Source organism: Sphingorhabdus sp. EL138 (genome assembly GCF_900258045.1).
Taxonomy (GTDB): domain Bacteria; phylum Pseudomonadota; class Alphaproteobacteria; order Sphingomonadales; family Sphingomonadaceae; genus Parasphingorhabdus.
Genome location: NZ_OGVD01000002.1, coordinates 365,393 through 383,538, shown reverse-complemented (window position 1 = coordinate 383,538; position 18,146 = coordinate 365,393). Strand labels below are relative to the sequence as shown.

Genomic DNA, 18,146 nt, shown 5'->3' with positions numbered 1-18,146 from the left:
GGACTAAGGCAATGAAAATCTATGGATCGCCGTTTTCTGGCGTTCTTTGGTGAGAACTGTGTGAACTTTAAAGATTGAAAACCCGATGACCAAGATGATCAAAATCACCCTTCCCGACGGCAGCGCGCGTGAAGTGGCATCGGGTACCACACCGGCACAAATTGCGGCGGATATCGGTCCGGGCCTCGCCAAGGCGGCTTTGGCCGCGCGTATTGACGGCGAAGTTCGTGACATCATGCGGCCGCTGGAAGAGGATACCGAGCTTGCCCTGATCACTTCAAGGGATGAGGAAGACGCGCTGGAACTGGCGCGCCACGATTTTGCCCATGTGCTCGCAGAGGCGGTGCAGAAGCTTTATCCAGGTACGCAGATTACCTTTGGTCCATCGACGGATGATGGTTTTTACTATGACTTCGCGCCTGCGGGCGACCCGTTCACCGATGACGATCTCCCCAAGATTGAAGAAGAAATGCGGCGGATCATCAACGCAGACAAACCGCTGCGCCGCGAAGTGTGGGAGCGTAACGATCTGATCGCATTGTGGGAAAAAGACGGCGAAAAGTTCAAGGCCGAGTGGGCCGCCGAGCTGCCCGAAGGCGACGAAATCAGCGTCTATTGGTCTGGTGATGACTGGATGGACATGTGCCGCGGTCCGCATCTGCCCTCCACCGGCAAGCTTGATCCCAAGGCGTTTAAACTGATGCGCGTTTCCGGTGCCTATTGGCGCGGCGACCAGCGTAATCCGCAATTATCGCGTATTTACGGCACCGGCTGGCTCAACAAGAAACAGCTTAATGCACATCTCGTACGGCTCGAACAAGCCGCCAAGCGCGATCACCGCAAACTGGGCCAGGAAATGGACCTGTTCCATATTCAGGCCGAAGCCATGGGGAGCATATTCTGGCATCCCAAGGGCTATATGATTTGGCGCGAGCTGGAAGCCTATATGCGCCGTGCTGTTGATGATGCTGGCTATAACGAAGTAAAAACGCCGCAAATCATGGATGCGCGTCAATGGGAACAGTCCGGCCATTGGGGCAAATATCGCGAGAATATGTTCGTTGTGCCTGACGAGATTCCCAGCGTCGACGATGATGCGCCGCTGGTATCCTCGGACGCCGACATGATGGCGATCAAGCCGATGAATTGCCCGGCCCATGTCCTGATCTTCAAACAGGGCATCAAGAGCTATCGCGATCTGCCGCTGCGAATTTACGAGAATGGCTGCTGCCACCGCAACGAACCGCATGGTGCGCTTCACGGCCTGATGCGGGTCCGGCAATTCACGCAGGATGATGCCCATATATTCTGCCGTGAAGATCAGATTGTTGATGAGGTCAAGAAATTCTGCGAACTGGCGGACCAAGTCTACAAAGAAATGGGTTTTGAAGGCTATGCCATCAAGCTCGCGCTTCGCCCTGACGAGCGTTTCGGCTCCGATGAAATATGGGATCAGGCAGAGGCCGAGTTGCGCGACGCCGTTCATGCTGCGGGCATGGCCACAGAAGAATATGGCTGGGAAGAATTGCCCGGGGAAGGCGCCTTTTATGCGCCCAAGCTGGAATGGCACCTCACCGATGCGATTGGCCGCACGTGGCAGGTTGGCACGATCCAGTCTGATAGGGTTTTGCCCGAACGTCTGGATGCAAGCTATATTGCCGAGGATGGCGCGCGGCACCGCCCGATCATGCTTCACCGTGCGATCTTCGGTTCCTATGAACGATTTATCGGCATATTGATTGAGCATTATTCCGGAAAAATGCCGTTATGGCTCGCGCCCACACAGGCGGTTGTTGCAACGATTGTCACGGATGCCAATGACTATGCGAAAAAGGTGACGGAGAAGTTGAAAGCCGCCGGTATCCGGGTCGAGGCCGACCTCCGCAACGAGAAGATCAACTATAAGGTGCGCGAGCATTCACTGGCGAAAGTGCCAAATATCCTCGTCGTTGGCATGCGTGAGGCCGAAGAAGGCAAAGTGGCCCTGCGAAAACTGGGGCAAAAGGAACAGATGTTCCTGACGCTTGATGAGGCTGTTGCGATGCTCAAGGAAGAAGCATTGGCACCGGATCTGACAGGAGATTGATATGAAAATTGGCGTAACTGCACTTGTTGCTTCTGGTCTGTTTCTGACCAGCTGCAGCCCTGAAAACACTGCAAACGAGCCGGATATGGAAATTGTGCGCGGCGGTGCCACAGACAAAAGTGCAGCCGAAATAGCTTATGAACAAGCCAACGCAAGGATGCACGAGGGCATGGGTGTCATCGATCCGGATCCGGATATCGCCTTCATGCAGGGGATGATCCCGCACCATCAGGGCGCCGTGGATATGGCGGAAATCGTTTTGGAATATGGAAAAGACCCTGAAACCAGGGCGCTGGCCGAAACGATTATCGAAAGCCAGACCAAAGAAATCGCGCAGATGCGTGAATGGCTGGAAAAGCATGATGCCGTGCCGGTCAAAAAAATACCTGCGGGTTCAGATTCACAGGATCACACCAACCATTGATCCTGGGGTTCCCAGCCATTAAGTATATATACAATTTGCGACCCTAGCGATTTCCCGCTATTGGCCGCTTTCATTTGATTTTTTAGGAGTATTTAACATAGCTGCACCACCACGCCGTCCCACGCCGCCCGTAAAAGGCGGTCCACGTTTCAACAATCTGATCATTTCCGACACTGTGCGGGTCATCGACGACAGGGGCGAAAACCTCGGCGTCATGAACACTGGCGAAGCGATCGAGCGAGCCAAGGATGTTGGCCTGGACCTCGTAGAGGTTTCGCCTAACGCTTCTCCGCCGGTCGCAAAATTTCTGGACGTTGGAAAATTTAAATATGAGGCCCAGAAAAAGGCCAATGCGGCGCGCAAAACCCAAAAGGTACAGGACGTCAAGGAAATCAAGATGCGTCCCAATATCGACGATCATGATTACCAGGTGAAGATGCGCAATGTTAACAAGTTCATCGACAACGGTGACAAGGTGAAGGTCACGCTGCGCTTTCGCGGTCGTGAAATGTCACATCAGCAACTTGGTATGCAATTATTGCAGCGAGTGCAGGAAGACATGAAGGAAACCGCCAAGGTTGAAGCCTATCCAAAGCTGGAAGGCCGTCAGATGCTGATGGTGCTCTGTCCCAAATGAGGCGGTAGTGGCGATTAATTGGGGTGTTTATGTGCAACCCAAATAAAAGCCATACCCACAACTATGGACGTCAGCGCGATAGCAAATTCGAAATTTTGCGATACCATGGACTTGTCCGTTCTGTGATACGATCCTGCCATGTATAATACGGCAAAACTAACACCCGGTTAAATGGGCGTAACTTTTTGCGCGACTTTTAAAAACCGTGCCTAGGTTACGGGTTTTGCACGATATTGTTTGGGGAAATGACGCTTCAGATTAGCGATCTTGGGTTTGTCCCAGCGTACAATATAACCCTGACGCGGGTTTTTCTGCATGAAATCCTGATGATAGCTTTCGGCGGGATAGAACGCTTTATAGGCTTCAATCTTGGTCACGATGGGCCGTTTCCAATATTTGCCTTTGCCAAGCTGCGCCAGATAAGCGCGGGCCGCCTTAGCCTGTGCATTGTTGGTTGGGATCAACGCGCTACGATAATGTTTGCCGCGATCGGGGCCCTGCGCGTTCAAAGTTGTCGGATCGGCTACCACCGAAAAGAAAACCTGCATCAGCTTGCCATAACTAACGACGCTCGGGTCATAAACGACGCGCACCGCTTCGGCATGATTGGTCATGCCCGCGCTGACCAGCTTGTAATTCGCACTGCGTTTGGTGCCTCCATGGTAGCCTGATGCTGCGCTGATCACACCTTTGGTATGTTCAAACACGCCTTCGACACCCCAAAAACAACCGCCGGCAAATATCGCAACAGCGCGTTTGCCTTTTTCCGAGGCATTGATTCGAGGAGCAGGAATGATCGTGGCTTTTTCAGCCGCATGGGCTTCACTGGTAAACAGGCTGGGAGCGCTCTGACTGCTTGGGTCAGTTGTGCTAACGGTGGCCCAAAGTCCACCAAAGGCCGCAACACTGATACCGGCAATCGCTAGTTTTGGCAAAATTCTGTTCATATCAGGCGCCCCGTATTCTTGCTGGATTTAACTCACTACCTGGGTAGCAACACTCATCGTTGGAGCGAGGTTCTCGCTAAACTCCTGCTGATCCTCGGAGGGTTGCATGAAGAACAGGGCTAGCGCCCCCAGGATGAAGCCGCCGCTCAGGCTATAGGTTAAATCTGATTTCAAAAAACTGGGCATTTTGTTTTCCTTGTGGTTACCCTCTGTTCGGAGCGACCCCTGAATTGGTTACACTGATAATATAGGATTGCTTGCCACGTTGTGAACGCCATCACAGGACGACATTCAGTTTCAGCGGGTGAAGGGAATCTTTATTGATTAACCTCAAGCGCCGGGCGCGGGCATCCGCCCGCTTGGCTTTCCTCGCATAAGCTCGGGCGCGCAGTCGCGCTTGCCAACGCGATGCGTCGGATCAGCGCGACCGTCTGCGCAACGCCCTAGAGCGTCGTCCGAGCGTAACGAGGCAAGGCCGACCGGCGCCTGAGGTTAAACAGAAAACTCCCGCGCCCGGCGCCTGAGGGAATTAAGTTAACGCCGCGCAGGCCCGCTGTATTCTGGTGCACGCTTCCCGCAATATATCTTCCGACGTCGCATAGCTGATACGAAAAGCTGGCGAGAGACCAAAAGCGCCGCCATGGACTGCTGCCACTTGCGCCTCATCAAGAAAATAGCCGATCAGGTCCTGATCATTCTCGATTATTTTGCCCTTCGGTGTCGTCTTGCCCATCAGTTCGCTTGCGTCGGGATAGACATAAAAGGCGCCCTCTGGTGTCGGACAATGGAGGCCTGGCGTATCATTCATCATCGATACCACCAGATCTCTGCGTTTCAGGAAAGCGGCGTTCCGTTCTGCCAGAAAATCCTGCGGACCGTTTAGCGCCGCAACTGCAGCCGCCTGCGAGATGGAGCTTGGGTTGGATGTAGACTGTGACTGCAGCTTGCGCATAGCACCGATCAGCCATTCCGGACCACCGGAAAAACCGATCCGCCAGCCTGTCATCGCATAGGCCTTGGAACAACCACTGACCGTCAGGGTGCGATCATAAAGATCAGGACAGACCTGGGCGATCGTGGTGAACGGAAAATCGGCATACCAGATATGTTCATACATATCGTCGGTCATCACCATCACCTGTTGATGCGGCAACAGCGCCTCGCCGAGAGCTTTCAGTTCCTCGCCGCTATAGGCGGCCCCGGTTGGGTTGGATGGCGAGTTGAGGATCAGCCATTTGGTTTTAGGCGTGATCGCGGCCGTCAGCTGCTCCGGCGTAATCTTGTAATTCTGGTCCGCGCCCGCCTTGATGATCACCGGCGTACCGCCAGCAAAATTCACTATGTCGGGATAGCTTACCCAATAGGGCGCCGGAATAATAACCTCATCACCTGCGTCGAGTGTCGCCACCAAAGCATTGAACAACGTATGTTTGCCGCCATTATTCACCGAAATTTGGGACGGCGCATAGGTCAGGTCATTGTCGCGCAGGAATTTGGCGGCCACCGCCTCTTTCACCGCTATCGTACCATCAACTGTCGTATAGTTGGTGTCGCCATCCTGGATCGCCTTGATGGCCGCTTCCTTGACAAAATCCGGCGTATCAAAATCCGGTTCACCGGCAGAAAGGCCAATAATATCAATGCCCTGTGCTTTGAGCTCGGTCACCCGGCCAGACATGGCCATGGTTGCGGAGGGTTGAATTCTGCCAAGAGCTTGGGAAAGTTTGAGTGGTGATTGAGTCATGGGGAGAGTCCTGTTTCAAGACGTTAAAAACAGCGCATAATCCTGTCTGTGCTATCGCGCAATAGGATCATGACAAAACAAGCAGGAATTTTGTAACAATCAGTTGTTCGAACGGGAATATCGCTGACCTAAAAGTGCAGGAGATCGCTGTCGACTGTTTTCATGGTCTTTTAACAGGCGTTTCATGATCGGTTAGGAATCAGCTGCGCTTTTTTACAAATTTGGCCCGCAGGACGAGGCCTTTTATCCCCTCACGCTTGCAATCAATTTCCTGCGCATCGCCAGTCAGGCGAATGGATTTGATCAACGTGCCGCGCTTTAGCGTCTGCCCCGTCGCCTTCACTCATCACAGGGATTCAAGCGCTTGGGCCATATCCGCTATAATATCATCAATATGCTCGATACCAACTGAGACGCGCACGACATCCGGACCAGCGCCAGCGGCGACCAGCTCGTCACCCGACAACTGGCTATGGGTGGTCGAGGCCGGGTGAATGATCAGCGAACGGGTGTCACCGATATTGGCAAGATGACTGAACATCTTCACCGCGGAGACCAGTTTGGTACCCGCATCATATCCGCCTTTCAAACCAAAGGTGAATACCGCGCCGCCTTTGCCATCAAGATATTTCCGAGCCAGCGCGTGATATTCGCTGTCGGGCAAACCAGCATAGGATACCCAGCTCACCTCGTCACGGCCCTGCAGCCATTTCGCGAGTGCCAGCGCATTGTCGCAATGCCGCTCCATCCTCAGCGTCAATGTTTCCATACCGGTCAGGATGTTAAAAGCGTTCATCGGCGCCAGAGCAGGACCAAGGTCGCGCAACGAAAGCGCACGTGCAGCCAATATGAAGGCAACCGGACCAAAGGCCTCGGTAAATATCTTCCCATGGTAGGATGGATTGGGCTGGTTCAAAAAGGCGAATTTCTCGCTTTTGGTCCAGTCAAACTTACCGCTGTCCACGATCAGGCCAGCAATGCTGTTGCCATGACCACCGAGAAATTTGGTGCCGCTTTCCACCACGATATCTGCGCCATGTTCGATAGGACGGCAAAGCGCTGGCGAAGCCATGGTGTTGTCAACAATCAAGGGGATGCCTGCCGCATGGGCAATATCGGCAATGCCCGCAATATCCTGTACGACACCGCCCGGATTAGCGAGGCTTTCGATGAAGACACAGCGCGTATCATCGGTAATCGCGCCTTTAACTTCATCCAGGATGTCAGCATCTACGAAAGTCACGTTCCAGCCGAATTTCTTGACACTATACCCAAGCTGGTTGAGCGAACCGCCGTAAAGCTTTTTCGCCGCAACAATATGTGCGCCGGGATCCATCAGCACATGGAAAATCAGCAATTGGGCCGCATGGCCAGAAGCCACCGCCAGCGCTGCCGCGCCGCCTTCCATCGCCGCAATCTTGCCCTCCAGCGCGCCGTTGGTCGGGTTCATGATGCGGGTATAAATATTGCCCACAGTGTCGAGATTGAACAGGTCCGCTGCATGATCGACATCATCGAACACATAAGAGGCGGTCTGATAGATCGGTGTGATCCGAGCGTTGGTCGCCGGGTCCGGTTCGGTTCCGGCATGCACGGCCATGGTTTCCAGATGATCAGTCATAAATATCTCCATCAAAAGCGAGTAGATTTATTTAGGCGAGTTCGGCCTTCACCAGACCTCGTAAACTATTTCCTACATAGAAACCGCTGTCTAAATCCCCAGCCTGCAAATCTGCCTCCATCGCCTCGCCGCTTTCCAGCAATTCCCGGCGCAATATTCCCGGCAACAGGCCTCGTGAAAGAGGCGGTGTCACCAGCTTGCCATCGCGCTCCACAAATATGTTCCAGATGGCACCTTCAGTGAGATAGCCGTCTGAATCGTAAAATATCGGATGCGCATCGCCTTTCACGTCCGGAGCATCATAAACACTGCGGTCACTGGTCTTGTGATGCAGGCGGTAATCTTGGGCATTTGCTTGCATGGGTGCGAGTTTGACTACCACCGGCTCATTAAGTGGTTCCGGCATCGGCTGCAGTTCTATTGCAATCGCTCCCGACCGAGACAGCATCAATCGCACCTTGGCCGGTTTGTCCTGATGAAAGGTGATGGCCTGTATCGTGTTGCGCGCGGCATGGCGGTCAAATTCAAATTCTAGCGCGGCGGCGCTGGCCTTCATCCGTTCCAGATGTGCTTCGAGACGAAGGATGCCAAGTTCGGGATCGAAGGCCATTGTCTCGATCAAATCGACGGGAATTCTATCGCCTGACACCTGTTCACCGCGATCATCCAAAGCTGCAAATCTCCCTTTGGCAAGGCATTCCCGCCATTCGTCACCCCCGACAGAGTCTGCCACTATGCCAGAGCCAAGCCCGATGGAAAGACTTTCTTGGCCCTCCGTCAGAAAGAATGTCCGGATGGCGACATTAAATGCTGCATCGCCGCGGGCATCAATCCGCCCGATGGAACCGCAATAAATGCCGCGCTGGTCCTTTTCCAGTTCATCGATAATCTCCATGGCCCTGATTTTGGGCGCACCGGTGATCGACCCGCAGGGATATATTTGGCGCAACAGGTCAACGGCACCATAATTATCGGCCAGCCAGGCGGTTACGGTCGAGGTCATCTGATGGATCGTTGGATAGCTTTCCACATGGAAAAGCTCAGGCACCTCCACACTGCCGGGTTCCGCGACCCGGGACAGATCATTGCGCAACAGATCAACAATCATCAGATTTTCAGCGCGCTGTTTGGGATCGCTCTGTAGCTCCGCCCGAACCGCTGCGTCGGCGGTGGCGTCAGACACGCGCGCCGCTGTTCCTTTCATTGGTTTTGCCGTAATCCGGCCGTCTTTCATTGCGAAAAACAGTTCCGGCGAAAAGGACAGCATCCAATTTTTACCATCAAATATGGCGCCGCCATAGCCTGCCTTCGCCCGGTCCCGGATCGCCGCATAAAGAGCGAGGGGGTGGCCAGCATAGGCTGCATAAGCCCGAAAAGTGAGATTGGCCTGATAGATGTCACCAGCGAGAATATAATCCTGCACCCTTTGGAAAGCGTGGTAATAGTCCTGCCTAGTAAGTCCGGGCTTCAGGCTGCCCAACCATGCGCCTTTCGCGTCGGGAAGCTGCCTCAATACAGAATCTGGCTCCAACAGGCTGTAATCCTTGAACAACCCAAACCATGCCAGCGGGCAAGCCCGCTCGTCGGGCAGATATTTAACCAACCGTCCTTCCATGGCGAGGCCTGCTTCATAGGACATGTAACCCGCTGCATGGAGCCCGCGTTTTTTCGCTTCTCCCAGTTGGTCCAGCACCGCGCTCAGCTCTGCCGGCGTGTGGGCCTGCAGTATCTCGAGCGGATCTCTGTACAGCCGGGCTGGCACAGCTTCACCGCCATCCCGCGCGTCATCGAGCAATATGAAAGGGCTGGTGTCGCAGATCATTCTCCTCCCCTAATTGCTTTTTATGCTGTTAGTCCATAAGCATAAACTAAACTCAGCAGGGAGAAGCGCTGAATGCGCATTATATCTATCGGCGCGCTGGTTGCTGTATCATTGCAAATTTTTGCCCCGGCCGCACTTGCAGCGGAAGAACCTGCAGATGTCATCGCCCCCAAACCGGCTGCACTCGTGACCGACCAGGTCCCTGACATTCCAATGTCCGTGGTGGAAAAAACCCGCCCCTACATGGAGTTCCGGACCGCACGTTTTGTCGATTGGGATCCCGTGACCAGAGCGATGCTGGTTCGCACCCGTTTTGCCGACACCAGCCAGCTACACAAAATTGCCCAGCCGCTCAGCGCGCGCGAGCAACTGACCTTTGGAGACGAGCCCGCGCGGTCAGCCAGTTACGCACCGGACGGATCCGCCTTGTTGTTCCAGAAGGACATTGGCGGCAATGAGGTGAACCAGATTTTTGCGCTGAAAGACGGCGTCCCGAAAATGCTGACTGATGGCAAGAGTCGCAACAGTCTTGGTCCCTGGTCCAGCAAGGGCAATTTGCTGGCATTCGGGTCCAACAAGCGCACCGGGCTTTATAACGACATCTACCTGATGAACCCGGCAAAGCCCGATAGCGCCGTCATGCTGGTCGCGTCTTCCGGTGGCGGCTGGTTTCCGATCGACTTTTCGCCCGATGACAAGCACCTGCTGGTTTTCAACTATGTATCGGTCACCGATAACCAGCTTCATCTTATCGATATCGCCAATGGCACATCGCGCAAGCTGACCAACAGCAGCAATCCGGTTGCCTATAACGGTCTGCAATTTGCGCCGGACGGTCGCCTTTGGGCGGCGTCGGATGATGGCAGCGATGTCCAGCGGCTCGGTACCGTCAATCTGGAAACAGCCATGTTTGAACCGGTTATTGACGAGAAAATCTGGGATATTTCCGACTTTGATATTAGCAAGGATGGCCGCTGGATCGCCTATGAAGTCAATCAGGCAGGCCGTTCCGTGTTGAAAATCTATGATGTGCAAAGCGGTGCGGTTCGTACGGTGACTGATCTGCCGGCGGGCGTGATTGGCGGGATTAAATTCGCACCATGGGGAGAGCTTGGTTTCACGCTTAACGCTAACCAGACTGGTAGTGACAGTTACAGCCTCAACCCCAAAACACTGGCCATCACACGCTGGACAAGAAGCGAAACCGGCGGGCTGGATGCCGCCAATAACGTCGCGCCGGAACTGGTGGAAATTACCAGTTTCGATGGCGAGAAAATGTCCGGCTTTCTGTACAGGCCCGATCCCGAAAAGCATAAGGGCAGACGTCCGCTGATCATCAATATTCATGGCGGGCCGGAAGGACAGGCCACGCCGCGGTTTCTAGGCCGAAACAATTATCTGATCAACGAGCTGGGTATCGCAATCTTCTATCCCAATGTGCGCGGGTCCACCGGTTTCGGCAAACGGTTTGTCGCCCTCGACAACGGTCCGTTCCGGCGGGAAGACAGCGTGAAGGACATCGGTGCTTTCCTTTCTCATTTGCGAAAGGACAAGCGCATCAACAAGCGCCGCATCGCGGTCACCGGCGGCAGTTATGGCGGCTATATGACGCTGGCCTCGATGCTCCGCTATGGCGACAAGTTAAAGGCCGGACTGGAAATTGTCGGCATATCCAACTTCGTCACTTTCCTGGAAAATACGCAGCCCTATCGCCGCGATCTGCGCCGGGTTGAATATGGCGACGAACGCATACCCGAACAGCGCGCTAAACTGGAAGAAATCAGTCCCCTGCGGCGCGCAAGTGAAATTGATATCCCGTTGATGGTGGTGACCGGCGCCAACGACCCGCGCGTGCCGGCCAGCGAAGCGGACCAGATTGTCGAGGCAGTTCGCGCCAATGACCGGCCTGCTTGGCATCTGCTTGCCAAAAACGAAGGTCATGGTTTTCGCAAGAAAGCCAATGCAGACTACCAGTTCTGGGCATCACTTCTATTCTGGCAAGAATATCTGCTGAACGGGGATAAGTGAATGGAATTCCTGGTCTTTGTCGGAATTATTGTCCTCACGGTGCTGGTATTCGATTCCCGCAGCACCATTGCCTCGCTGCGCAACCGGATAGCGATACTCGAAGACCGGGCGGATCAAACTGCGGTTGAAACCAGCCAAGCCGTTGCCACAGAACCCACCGCACCAGCCGAGCCGAAACCAAAACCAGAGCCAGTCGAGCCGGTGAAACGCGCAGCCAAGGAGACAGTCAAGCCCGAGCGCGTCGCTACACCAGCGCCAGAACCGGTATCCCGGCGCGTTTATCAGCCGACTTCTCCTCCACCACCGCCAGCCAACGAGGAACCGAAACACCCCCCCCCCAGCGCGGCGAAACGATTTGAAGACCTGATTGGCGGCAAGCTTCCCATCTGGATTGGCGGTATAGCGCTGATTTTCGCCGGTTTCTTCCTAGTCCGCTTTTCAATCGAGGCAGGGCTATTCGGACCAACAGCGCGCTGTATCACCGCCGCTTTGTTCGGACTGCTGCTCATCGGCCTGAGCGAATTTGGCTACAGGATTCCCAAATTCGGCAAGATCTTCACAGATGATGTGCGCATCGGTCACAGCATCGCCGGCGCTGGAATCGCCGTGCTCTACGCCACACTCTACATGGCCAGTGAACTATACCAGTTGCTGGGCCTTTATACTGCTCTCGGCGGCGTCGTAGCGGTCACCATATTGGCTTTCGTGCTGTCGCAGCGGCACGGCCCGCCAACGGCGATCATGGGTCTGCTGGGCGGCTTTGCCGCACCTTATGTTGCTGGCCTTGGTCCAGAATCAGTCGCGCCTTTGCTCATCTACCTCGGGGTATTCACCGCAGGCCTTTTCGGCCTCGCAATCCATCGCGGCTGGGCTTGGTTGGCGCTTCTCGCAACGGGCGGCAGTGTTATCTGGACAACCGCCTTGTTGTTCATGGACCTCAGCGGCGATGTGCCGTTTGTCGGCGCATTTATTGTACTGCTCGCCATTGGCGGCGTGCTCACCATCACTCGCACCGGCACCAGCTTTGGCATTCCCAAAGTTGTTATGCAGGCGATACCGCTCGGCGTCGGTCTGTTGCAGCTGATGCTGCTAGCCCCGTTAATCGAATTTTCTCTGATGAGCTGGCTGTTCTTTGGCGTCCTGGCCATTTTTGCTATCGCTCTCGCTTGGCGTGATGAAGCGATGACACCGGCTGTTGCCGGCGCGCTTGGCCTGTCTCTGGCCATGGTCGCAACCGCCTTTTACAACATATATGCAGACCGGATGACACTGTTCGCGGCGATTGGCCTGACGGTTCTGTTCGGCGGCGCTGGTCATATTTTTACCTTGCGCGAAAAAAGCGGTTGGATGTGGTCCCTCATCGGCCTTTCAGCGCCTACCGCAATGCTGTTGATCACTGCGGCGCTTGGCGGCTTTGATTGGAGTGAAAATATCTGGGCCGGCATCTGTGTCGCTACGGCTCTTACCACCGGTCTCATGGCCTGGCGCATACGTGCTGCCAGCGAGCCGTTTGTGCAGCCAGCGGCCAGTGCGGTTACCGCGATCCTAATCGCCATCGCCCTCTGGATATGGACGCCAGACAGCCTCGCCGCTCTGGTCGCGATCGCGGTGGCCGGCAGTCTTGCTGCCTGGGCCGGATTTACTCAGCGCAAGTCGATTATCGTGCAATCGGCTCTGGCCATCGGTCTTGGCGGTTTCATCATGCTGTTCAATGCAGAGGGTTTGCTGGAAGCTCTGTTCGGGTCTCTCGGAGGCGAGACAGATCTCTATCGCTATCTGCCAAGCGTTGGTTCGACAGCCATCGAACTGTTGGTTCCAGCTATCGCAATTGTCGCCATCGCTTACGTCTTCCGCGACAATTTCGGCAAGGTGCTTTCTAAAATCATCGCCGGCATCGGCCTGATCACCACCGGCGGCTTTATCTATTTGCTGCTGAAACAGCCGCTCGCCATCGGGCCGATTGAGGATTTCGTTGCCTATGGTTTTGCCGAGCGCGCTGTGTTCACGCATTTGCTGGCACTAGGCGGCTGGTTGTTGCTGAGAAAGACATGGTCCGAGAAGCTTGCAACACCGCTCAAATCATTGGGCCTTGCTCTGGCTGGTCTGGCCCTTGCCCGCTTCGTCTATTTCGATATTTTGCTACTCAGCCCGACCAACGTCAAACAGGCCATGGGCCCGGCGCCGATAGCCAATCTGGGCACGCTGCACTTTGTCGCTATGACCTTATGGCTGTGGTTTTACGCGCGGACAGAAACGATCGCGGCTGCCTTGCCCCGGTTGGTCCGGTCTCTGGAAATTGCCAGCCTGCTGGCAGCCATTGCCGCAGTGATGGTCACTGTCCGTCAAGCCGTCCATGGCACAGATATCGCTACCCCGCCCTTCACTTCGACCGAGACCTATCTCTATAGCGCCGGATTGCTGGTGCTCGCTATTGCATGGCTGGCGCGCGGTATCCAGACCACCAACGCCTTGCTGCGGATCGCGGGGCTTCTCTTGCTGACTTTGGTGACGTTCAAGGTATTCCTGATCGACGCCGCTCAGCTTGAGGGTATTTTGCGTATCTTGTCTTTCCTCGGCCTCGGTATCGCCTTGATCGGTATCGGCTGGATTTATGGAAAGGTTATGCGGACGGATGCAGCAGAGGCAACCGATTAAATAGAGCTATAGAAAACGGGAACGCTTCAAACAGCTGCCGCCATATAGCTGGCCTGATTGATCGCGGCCTTCGCATCCAGTTCCTTCGCCTCATAGGCACCGCCAATCAATTCAGCAGACAGGCCTTGCGCCTCTAAATCATTGTAAAGATCACGCAAGGGGTCCTGCCCGGCGCAAATGATGATGGTGTCGGCCTCGATAATCTGCGGCTGGTCATTTTGCAGAATGTGCAAGCCATCATCATCAATCTTCACATATTCGACACCGTTCATCATGCCGACACCCCGGCGCGCAAGTGTAAGGCGGTGTGTCCAGCCCGTTGTTTTGCCCAGGCCTGCACCAACGCGGCTTTCTTTACGTTGCAGCAAGGTAATTTCGCGATCCGATTTTGCAACTTTCGGTTCAACACCGGTAACACCGCCGCGTGGATGGTTTTCAAAATCAACACCCCATTCGGCTGCAAACACATCGCGGTCCACAGCTCCGGATGGTCCGGCATGGCTGATCAGCTCACAGACATCGAAACCAATCCCGCCAGCGCCGATAATCGCGACCTTCCGCCCAACCGGTTTCTTGCCGGTTATCACATCAATATAGCTGACAACCTTGGGATGATTAATACCCTCAATATCGGGTGTGCGCGGCTTGATACCGGTCGAGACAATGACCTGATCAAAGCCTTCTGACTTCAGCGTCTCTGCATCCGCTCTTGTATTCAGCCTGAGATCGATGTCATGGACCTCGATCATCCGGTTATAATAGCGCAGGGTTTCGTAGAATTCCTCTTTGCCGGGGATGGTTTTTGCCAGATTAAACTGGCCGCCAATTTCCGAAGACGCCTCGAACAATGAAACCTTGTGGCCGCGTTCCGCAGCGACAGTGGCATAAGCCAGGCCCGCAGGGCCAGCACCGACAACGGCGATGCGCTTTGCCTCCGTTGCAGGCTCATAGTTCAGGATTGTCTCATGACAGGCCCGTGGATTGACCAGGCAAGTGGTCAATTTACCGGAGAATGTATGATCCAGACATGCCTGATTACAGGCGATGCAGGTGTTGATTTCATCCTCGCGCCCTTCAACCGCTTTGCGCATGAACGCGCTATCCGCCAAAAGTGGCCGCGCCATAGACACCAGATCGGCATCGCCGCGGGCAAGCACTTCTTCGGCAACATCCGGCATGTTTATCCGGTTGGATGTAATGACCGGCACGTTGACCTCTTTGCGCAAACGGCCTGTGACCGATGTAAAGGCCGCGCGTGGCACCATGGTTGCAATAGTAGGTACTGCACTTTCATGCCAAGTGAAGTGCGTTGAGATGATCGTCACGCCCGCTTTTTCAAGCGCTTTGCCGAGGGTAATAATCTCTTCCCAGCTCATCCCGCCTTCAAGCATATCCATGGCGGCGATACGGAAAATGAGGATGAAGTTTTCACCAACTGCGGCCCGAGTCTGCTCCACAATCTCCAGAGCGAAGCGCATCCTGTTCTCATAAGAACCGCCATATTCATCTTCGCGCAGATTCGTTTTCTGCACCAGAAAGGTGGAAATCAGATAACCGGCAGACCCTATGATTTCGACCCCGTCATAGCCGGCCTTTTGGGCCATCACGGCACATTGCACGTGGTCATTAATTTGCTTCTGGATACCAGCCTTGTCGAGCTCGTTCGGAACAAAGGGAGCAATCCGTGATTTCACCGCTGATGGCGCTACCGCGTTCTTGCTATAAGCCAGCGGCCCGGGGTGAAGAATCTGCATGCAGATTTTCACATCTGGATCGGCCTGGTGAACCGCGTCCGTCACCAATCGGTGCTTTTCCGCTTCCTCGTCGCTGGACATCATTGCGCCACCGCTGGATGATTCTTCGTTGGGAGCAATCCCGCCAGTAATGATCATGCCGATATTATTCGCCGCACGTTCAGCGAAATAGGCGGCCATGCGTTCAAAACCGCCATCCATTTCTTCAAGACCAGTGTGCATGGAGCCCATGATCGAGCGGTTTCTGATGGTGGTGAAGCCCAGATCGAGGGGCTCGAGCAGTCGAGGATATTTCATAATCACACCTTTTAACGCCAGTTCGCGATCACGCTATTATTCTATCTGTTAGCCTTTCAAACCCTGATGCCGATACCTCTTTTCAGCCGTATGCCCTTATGCTTGCCAGACATGGTGTTCAACTTGCCGATTTCTTCCGGCCTCCCGACAACCAGAATCTGATCGCCAAACCTGTTTCATTCGGCAATAGAGAATGAATGTGTATCGTCGCTTTTGCCTGGCAAGCCCATCCGCGCTGGAAACTCATCGCCATAGGCAACCGGGATGAAATGCATGCCCGGCCCGCGGAACCGCTGACCCGGTGGGACGGTGTCCGTCATTTACTGGCTGGCCGGGATACAAAGGCCGGTGGCACCTGGCTTGGTGTGTCCGAGCAAGGCCGCTTCGCCGTCGTCACCAACCTTAGCGGACAAGGAACACCGGATGCCGATCTGGCATCGCGCGGTGATCTTTTAAAGGATTATTTGTCTGGCGATGGCCTCTATTCAGACCTCTCCAGCACAGATTTTTCCGATTTTAATCCGTTCAATCTGATCACGGTTGATGGGGAAGAAGCGCTGGCACATTCCAACCGCCCGGGTTCTACAAGCGGGATTCTCACACCGGGAATCCATGGATTGTCCAATGGTCCGCTGGACAGACCCTGGCCAAAGTCCGGGCACCTCAACCAGGTATTGGCAAACTGGATGGAAAAGGGATCCGATGATCCGGCAATATTGCTGAATGCGCTCACCGACCAGACGACCTTTCCTCCCGCAAGACCAGTGGATACCGTTGGTCAATCGGCACTGGAACCCGAATATTCCGGCGTTTTTATTTGCAATCCTGTTTATGGCACCCGTTGCAGCACCGTGGTGGTCATTGATGATCAAGGCGCAGGAATGATTATCGAGCGACGTTATTCCCCTTCGGCTCAATCGACAGGCGAAACCAACCTTACCTTTTCCTGGCCCGTCTAAAGCATATGGGCAGATGCTTCGTCCCGATGCTTTTTCAGATATTTCATGAAAGGTGTCCCGCCTGTTCCGACATCTGACGTATTGCCAGCGCCGCCTTTGGACTGTTTGTTGATATAGCTTGCCGCATATTCCAGATGCCGCGTCCGGAAGCGGGTCAGGTTTTGTACGCAGTCGTTATAAAGTTGGTTCAATATCGGTGAACCGGCTGACTGGACGAAAGATCGCAAAACGCTGTTCGCGCGAATATCGTCTATAAACTGGCGATGCTCGGGCGGCCGGTAAATATGAAGTTGATCGAGATATTCGCGCAACGGATCACCCGCATGATCTATGCCTAGAAACGCATCCATGGACGGGACAATGGACGATTGCGATCCGGTTTGACCGCGAAACACCTGCGGTTTGCCGCCTGTCTCCTCAACGCCTTCGTAAATCAATCCGCCTGCGAGAGCCGGATTATCCTTCCAGCCATGAATCCAAGGCCGCACGCGGTGGAAATAGACATAGGGGTCGCAACGTTCCGGCATACGGCCGAAAATGTCATTCATATCATCCCACACCGCGGACATCGCCGATAGTCCGTTCTCCAGCGCGTCGGTATCTCCACTCCGGCAAGCTTCGACAAGCGCAGGTATGGACGCCAGCATCTCCCCCGCCCTTGCTTCAATCGCAACATGGATCAGGACAAACCATGCTTCATCCTGCCCACCTAGAAACGGCTGGATCATGTAGGTATTGGCCAAATCAATCGGGCCTGCCTCATCAATTAAGCCCCAATTGTCGAGCACATAGCTGGAATAGGTAAGCAGCGGTGGTTGCTCTATGGATGCACCCAATTGCCAGATCGGCAGAGCCAGGCATTGGGGAAGCTTTTTCGGTGCACCCGGTTCGCCCCAGACGTAGGCTTGCACCAAAAACGAATAATGAACCATCGCTACGCGCCGCTCGGCCAGGGTCGCGGTGGCACAAAAGTCGGTCAGATCAAGGGGAGCCAGCCTTTCGATATGCCGGCGGGGTTCGCCAGAGACGAGCGTGCGCGGTAAGCTCATGGCGGCATCCTGCACCGGGTGCAGTTCTGATGGCAGCGTAACCTTGTCCGGGTTGAATGAAGAGAGAAAACCGCGCTCTGCGGTCACATCATAATTGGCAAGATTGAAGGCGGCCATCCTGTA

The 18,146-nt window shown here is 54.7% G+C and carries 14 protein-coding genes; 6 read left to right on the top strand and 8 right to left on the bottom strand.

The features are described from left to right. Positions 1-85: 85 nt before the first annotated feature. From thrS to infC, 3 genes are all read left to right on the top strand, one after another. Positions 86-2,086, top strand: a complete 2,001-nt coding sequence (thrS, locus tag DK507_RS05230) for a threonine--tRNA ligase (protein ID WP_109355314.1) — start codon at positions 86-88, stop codon at positions 2,084-2,086. 1 nt (position 2,087) lies between these two features. Then, positions 2,088-2,510, top strand: coding sequence for a DUF305 domain-containing protein (locus tag DK507_RS05225; protein ID WP_174209021.1), 423 nt, complete (start codon positions 2,088-2,090; stop codon positions 2,508-2,510). Positions 2,511-2,607: 97 nt separating this feature from the next. Next, positions 2,608-3,147 carry a translation initiation factor IF-3 gene (infC, locus tag DK507_RS05220; protein ID WP_109355313.1) on the top strand — a complete coding sequence of 180 codons (540 nt, stop codon included), beginning with the start codon at positions 2,608-2,610 and terminating at the stop codon, positions 3,145-3,147. 209 nt (positions 3,148-3,356) lie between these two features. Here the strand turns inward: infC and msrA are convergent, their stop codons facing one another. From msrA to pabB, 6 genes are all read right to left on the bottom strand, one after another. After that, positions 3,357-4,094: a peptide-methionine (S)-S-oxide reductase MsrA gene (gene msrA, locus DK507_RS05215; protein WP_109355312.1), complete on the bottom strand. Its 738-nt coding sequence runs from the start codon at positions 4,092-4,094 to the stop codon at positions 3,357-3,359. Between the two features lie 27 nt (positions 4,095-4,121). Continuing rightward, on the bottom strand, positions 4,122-4,280 hold the full coding sequence (locus DK507_RS17780; RefSeq protein WP_162558872.1) for a hypothetical protein: 159 nt from the start codon (positions 4,278-4,280) through the stop codon (positions 4,122-4,124). Between the two features lie 343 nt (positions 4,281-4,623). Beyond that, positions 4,624-5,838: a pyridoxal phosphate-dependent aminotransferase gene (locus tag DK507_RS05210; protein ID WP_109355311.1), complete on the bottom strand. Its 1,215-nt coding sequence runs from the start codon at positions 5,836-5,838 to the stop codon at positions 4,624-4,626. Positions 5,839-6,037: 199 nt separating this feature from the next. After that, positions 6,038-6,181, bottom strand: coding sequence for a PhnA domain-containing protein (locus DK507_RS05205; RefSeq protein ID WP_109355310.1), 144 nt, complete (start codon positions 6,179-6,181; stop codon positions 6,038-6,040). 3 nt (positions 6,182-6,184) lie between these two features. Beyond that, positions 6,185-7,459, bottom strand: a complete 1,275-nt coding sequence (locus DK507_RS05200) for an O-acetylhomoserine aminocarboxypropyltransferase (protein WP_109355309.1) — start codon at positions 7,457-7,459, stop codon at positions 6,185-6,187. A gap of 31 nt (positions 7,460-7,490) precedes the next feature. Continuing rightward, positions 7,491-9,281: an aminodeoxychorismate synthase component I gene (gene pabB, locus DK507_RS05195; protein WP_109355308.1), complete on the bottom strand. Its 1,791-nt coding sequence runs from the start codon at positions 9,279-9,281 to the stop codon at positions 7,491-7,493. 72 nt (positions 9,282-9,353) lie between these two features. On the opposite strand from pabB, the gene DK507_RS05190 reads away from it, so the two are divergent. Both DK507_RS05190 and DK507_RS05185 read left to right on the top strand, forming a co-directional pair. Then, entirely contained in the window at positions 9,354-11,309 is a 1,956-nt protein-coding gene (locus tag DK507_RS05190; RefSeq protein WP_109355307.1) for a prolyl oligopeptidase family serine peptidase, read from the top strand. Next, entirely contained in the window at positions 11,310-13,964 is a 2,655-nt protein-coding gene (locus DK507_RS05185) for a DUF2339 domain-containing protein (RefSeq protein WP_109355306.1), read from the top strand. Positions 13,965-13,990: 26 nt separating this feature from the next. On the opposite strand, the gene DK507_RS05180 is transcribed toward DK507_RS05185, so the two are convergent. Further along, complete coding sequence (locus DK507_RS05180; protein ID WP_367889548.1) at positions 13,991-16,018, bottom strand: FAD-dependent oxidoreductase; 2,028 nt, start codon at positions 16,016-16,018, stop codon at positions 13,991-13,993. A 194-nt stretch (positions 16,019-16,212) separates the two neighbouring features. On the opposite strand from DK507_RS05180, the gene DK507_RS05175 reads away from it, so the two are divergent. After that, entirely contained in the window at positions 16,213-16,974 is a 762-nt protein-coding gene (locus tag DK507_RS05175; protein WP_109355304.1) for an NRDE family protein, read from the top strand. Here the strand turns inward: DK507_RS05175 and DK507_RS05170 are convergent. Then, a complete protein-coding gene (locus DK507_RS05170) occupies positions 16,971-18,140 on the bottom strand; it encodes an indoleamine 2,3-dioxygenase (protein ID WP_109355303.1) in 1,170 nt (389 codons plus the stop codon). The two genes, DK507_RS05175 and DK507_RS05170, sit on opposite strands and share 4 nt — an antisense overlap. Between the last annotated feature and the right edge of the window lie 6 nt (positions 18,141-18,146).